The organism is Acetobacter lambici, assembly GCF_011516885.1.
Lineage (GTDB): Bacteria > Pseudomonadota > Alphaproteobacteria > Acetobacterales > Acetobacteraceae > Acetobacter > Acetobacter lambici.
Genome location: NZ_WOTD01000086.1, coordinates 1 through 4,401, shown reverse-complemented (window position 1 = coordinate 4,401; position 4,401 = coordinate 1). Strand labels below are relative to the sequence as shown.

Annotated in this window: 6 protein-coding genes; 3 read left to right on the top strand and 3 right to left on the bottom strand. The window is 53.8% G+C overall.

Annotated features, from left to right (window positions below; translation table 11 throughout):
- A partial coding sequence (locus GOB86_RS14745; protein ID WP_206752709.1) for a hypothetical protein occupies positions 1-367 on the top strand: 367 nt, incomplete at its 5' end.
- 286 nt (positions 368-653) lie between these two features.
- Here the strand turns inward: GOB86_RS14745 and GOB86_RS16460 are convergent.
- Genes GOB86_RS16460 through GOB86_RS14735 form a run of 3 tightly spaced genes read right to left on the bottom strand, consistent with a single transcriptional unit; the run spans position 654 to position 1,978 of the window.
- A complete protein-coding gene (locus tag GOB86_RS16460; protein WP_277875504.1) occupies positions 654-785 on the bottom strand; it encodes a hypothetical protein in 132 nt (43 codons plus the stop codon).
- Between the two features lie 5 nt (positions 786-790).
- Positions 791-1,063, bottom strand: coding sequence for a hypothetical protein (locus GOB86_RS14740; RefSeq protein WP_165993392.1), 273 nt, complete (start codon positions 1,061-1,063; stop codon positions 791-793).
- 54 nt (positions 1,064-1,117) lie between these two features.
- On the bottom strand, positions 1,118-1,978 hold the full coding sequence (locus GOB86_RS14735; protein WP_165993389.1) for a hypothetical protein: 861 nt from the start codon (positions 1,976-1,978) through the stop codon (positions 1,118-1,120).
- Positions 1,979-2,641: 663 nt separating this feature from the next.
- On the opposite strand from GOB86_RS14735, the gene GOB86_RS14730 reads away from it, so the two are divergent.
- Entirely contained in the window at positions 2,642-3,337 is a 696-nt protein-coding gene (locus GOB86_RS14730; protein ID WP_165993387.1) for a hypothetical protein, read from the top strand.
- Between the two features lie 83 nt (positions 3,338-3,420).
- Positions 3,421-4,047 (top strand): hypothetical protein, encoded by a 627-nt coding sequence (locus GOB86_RS14725; protein ID WP_165993385.1) that lies wholly within the window; start codon positions 3,421-3,423, stop codon positions 4,045-4,047.
- The last annotated feature ends 354 nt before the right edge of the window (positions 4,048-4,401 follow it).

The following is a 4,401-nucleotide window of genomic DNA, read 5'->3' as shown; positions in this document are numbered from 1 at the left end:
TGGAAGCATTCAGACCCTTCAAAACACGGGAGAAGTGAAGCTGAAGGAGCAGGAGCTTTCTCTCAAGCAGGACCAGCAGGCGCTTTTCAGTCACTTTATGAAGTCACTTGAAACCGGCCTTAAAGAGCAGGTTTTTGAACGCATTCGTGAGCGGCTTCCGACGCAGGAATATACCCTTTACCGGGAAGCCCGTTGGCATGCTTATGCCAGATTGGTGCTTATGGCTGGTGGCCTGATTCTTCTTGGCGCGTCTGTATCCCTCTTTGCAACATGGGACCAGAGCAGCAGGGGCCGTTATTGTCTTGCACACACGTACCATGATTCCAAAACTGGCCAACTGTGGTGCGACCTGAGCGACGCCCCTTGATTCCTGCCGGGTTGTCCAGCCCGTTCCGGCCTGTCCAGTTCAGAGCAGCCTGAGCCTGACGGAGTGGCCTGCGTCCAGCGCGGGGCTATTGCCCTGCGATGGGGGCGGGCCACTTCGTCCTGGCGAGGGTTGCGCCGCCGCGAAGCGGAGCCGAAGGCTGACTGGACAGGCCGGAACGGGCGATACGCTGTTTTTTTGCGGACAAGAAACACATAAGGCGGCCTATGGCCGCCTTATTCCGTATGACCGGGCGCAGAATGGGCAAGTTATGCTGCCCACTCGCTGGCTAGGGCTGTTCGAGGCGCTTTCTCAAAGCTGCAAGGCGTTCGGCAATCGGCCCGAGGGCAAGAGCAATCAGCGCACTGAAGAACACGAAGGGAAGCGCGAGGTAAAGAATACTCTGCGTGAAACCATCCATTTTATTCAGTCCTCCTTGTCTGCATCATAAGGGATCAGGGCGAGCAACACCAAAGAAATAAACTCGAACAGAAGAGCCGCACATAAAGCGGCAAGTGCCGTCTGTAGGTTGAGAGCGCCAAAATTTGAAAATAGGGGCGTTACCAGCCCCACGCCTATAATTGCCAGCGCCACGGATTGAGTCAGGGAGGCAACGGCCTTGAGTCTGTCCTCTTTGTGTTTCCTTGTTTGTTGTGGCGGCAGAATTACCCGCAAAAGCGGGTGGGGGTGTTGTGGCATTACGTTTTGTCCAAAACTGCACGGAGTGCCGGGGCTATCGCCCCGGCTTGGATTTTAGATGCCCAGTGCATCGTCCATCAAAGCGCTCGCTTTTGCATCAATGGGCTGTTTGTTGCGTGTGTTCTGGTATGCTGTCCATTCGGCCCCCATGAGTTCCTGATAAGCACGGCAGGCTCCTTCTGCGATGCACACCAGAGAATAGGCTTTCACTGCGTTTTCAGCAGCAATTCGGCGCATGTTTTCCACACGATTTGCCCCGCCATCAACGCCCATACGGTCTTGGTCACGGTATTCGTTGGCCCACTGGTCTTTTGCGTCCTTGGCGACCAGACGGCGGGTTTCATAGAAGTTTGCGGAACCCATAGCGGAGCGGACCAGAGCGTCAACAGTCCGATCAAGGTGCATCTTGAGGGCCGTCAGATTGTCGTCACCGCGAATCTGGTTAACCAGCACAGGATAAAGGATAGTGAACTGTTCGCGCACAATACTGTCACCCACTCCGATCAATTCGTCAGTGTCAGCAGATTCCAAACCAAACATGGAAACAATCTGAGCAATCTGCAATTCCTTAGGAGCGAGGTCTTTTGCGGCCTGAAGTGTGGGGGCTTCCATAGCGGCCTTACGTGCTTGTGCTTCCTGAAAGCGGCGGACCTGTTCGGGGGAAGCCTTACCAGCTGCGTCACCCTTGCGAGGAGCGGATTTCTGAGCGATTGTGTTTTTACCGTCGGACATGAAACTCACCTTTTCTGTTCTACGCAGTCCCGGTCTGGTGTTCGTAGCACTGACCGGGGCGCTTTGTTGTTTGGGCCTATTCCCTCTCAACAAGTAAAGAATAGTACAGCCGAGCAGTAAACGCAAGCAATAAAGCCCCAAAAACGGCAATAAACAGCCATTTTTTATTGTTTTCTCGCGCATATAATGCTTGCAAGAGAAGTATATACGGAATGTTTTACTAGACCATATCCTGCCGGGGTTCGGGGCGGCGAGCGCCCGAGGCGGTTTCGAGAGTGGAGGGGATGGAGGCGTTTTTCTGAGCCACATCCTGCCATCGGCCAAGACAGCGCTTTGACCAGCTCGTCAACACCGGAGCGTCCTGAACAAGCCGGTCAGCGTGCGGGCAGCGCGGGGCTCATGCCCTGCGATGACCGCACGATGGCCAAGGCGCGGTGAGGGTCGCGGAGCCGCGCCAGCGGGGGCCTTTGGCCCGTGTTGATGAGCTGGTCAAAGGGTTGTCATACTGAAGCTGGATGCTCGGCCGTAATCCCCGCAACGTGCCCCCCTGTCGCGCCGACAGGCGTGACAGGGGGGTTGAGGAACCGCCCGCTCCCCTTCCCCGCCATTCGACATCCTTCACAGCAGCACAAGACCGCGGGAGAACATGTATGCGACTGCACGGAGACCCCGCAGGGGGCTCCGGGTGAGGTTGGCGGCTTGCCGCCTAGCGAACCTAGTGTGAACGCACTCGGCGGAGCCGAGCCGCCCCCAGATCCTTATTCCTGATGCGACAACCGTATTCACAACCTGATGGGTGATGATGGTCTTAGGGCACTTTTGCCGGGTCTAAGGAAATGGATTGCCATGTTTCATAATGCAGAGGCCTTTGGCCGAAACCTTCGTATTTTTTGTGGTGTAATGGGGGCTGTTATTGGCCTTTGCACAGAGCCCTACAGTGTAAATGCTGCCACATCAGGGATGACTAAAGACGGCAAAGGCCTGCCGCAGGACACGAGCGATGACATTACCCTAACGGTCCAGTGGGAGCAGTTTTTTGGTGCCACAAATAATGGAGTGGCTGGCGGATCAATAGTGCTCCCCCAAACTGAGGTTTCTGAGCTTCATAGTTATATAAAAACAAACGGTGAGAAAGTAGTTTTCCTGCATAAAGGCAAAAACATTGCCTATCTTTCCAAAGTAATTCGCTCGAAAGACAAGAAAACGGGTCTTACCCATATTGACCTTGTGCCTGGCACGATCGAGACAGGTATCCTTGGCGCCAGCACTGCCACACGTTTACCGAACGGCAGCATAAAAATTGATGTCACGGTAACGGACATCAATTTAGTCGACATGCCGGACTGTTCGGATGTCCAATGTCCAGTAACGGTTGGCCGTCAAACAAGCCGCACGGTGGCATTATCTCCCGATCAGGCTGAGACCATTGATCTTCCACTTAGTGACAACAACGACCAGTCGATCAGACTCATCTTTTCCCGGAAGCAACGTCCGTCACAGGTAAAACAGACGGTGTCTGGAATGTCCAATCACCGGGCCTAAAGTGAGTTTGCAGATCTACCCTTTAATGAAGACAAGGACGACTGACGTTGAAGCCTTCCGTCAGTCCATTTGAGGATCCAATTATGCCAAGTCCTCTCACTACGAATACCGTCATCGTGCCAACTGATGTGTCAGCAGCGGTGCGCGATCTTACCGCTGCCTGCCGTGCGTGGCCATCTCCCCTCAATTTTCATGGAGGCCCGGATGGTGGGCCAGTCTTTTTGCCTCCTGACGTCGGGCAGGTCAATGAGCTTTGTCGCCACATTCTGGATCCGCACCAATATGATCATTGGCTTTACGTTTTGATTGCCTTCGCCCTGTTGGGCTTGTTTTCGATACCGATGTGGTTGCTTTGGACCTGCAGGTTGGTGCGGTCGTGCGCTCGGCGGGTCAATCGCAGTCATGAAACCGCGCCACATGAAACAGGTTCTGGGGCTCAAGATAACTGGCTGCTGGGACTGCTCCCGGCTGGTCTGGCCGTGTTGCTAGCTATCCTGTCATTTGGGCTTGAACATCGACGTTATCTGAATCTTACTGTTGGATTAATCTGTGCCATCGGTGTGCTCTCGACGCTAGCATCAACGATATTGTCGCGGAAAGGTCCACCACTAGTCAAAGACACCGCTCTTATATTCGGGCTAATGGCAGGCATTACAATACTATTTGCGCTGCATTTGCTGTTTGCAGGTTTACTCGGAGTTCATCGATGACTTGTGAACAGGAAAATACAACGCCGACTGCTCAGGGAACACTGGAGACAATCCTGAAGGATCCATCGGCCTCTTTCTGGCTCAAAGCCAGTCTGCAAACAGCTTTAGAGCGGATGCTATTGATGCGGCGAATGATGCTGAAAGACTGGCAGAACTCCTCAGGCAACGTGCAGAAGCGTATCTTTGTCCAACGGTTCCGACCAACATTTGCGACAAGGGCCAAAGTCGGTTGTCCAACCCCTAAACCGTATTCACAACCTGCTGTGGGCATAATGGAGAGAAGCACTACTGCTTCAATCCTACGGCGGCACAAAGTGCCGTCGTGCTTTAAACAATGAGATTAAGAATGCGGTT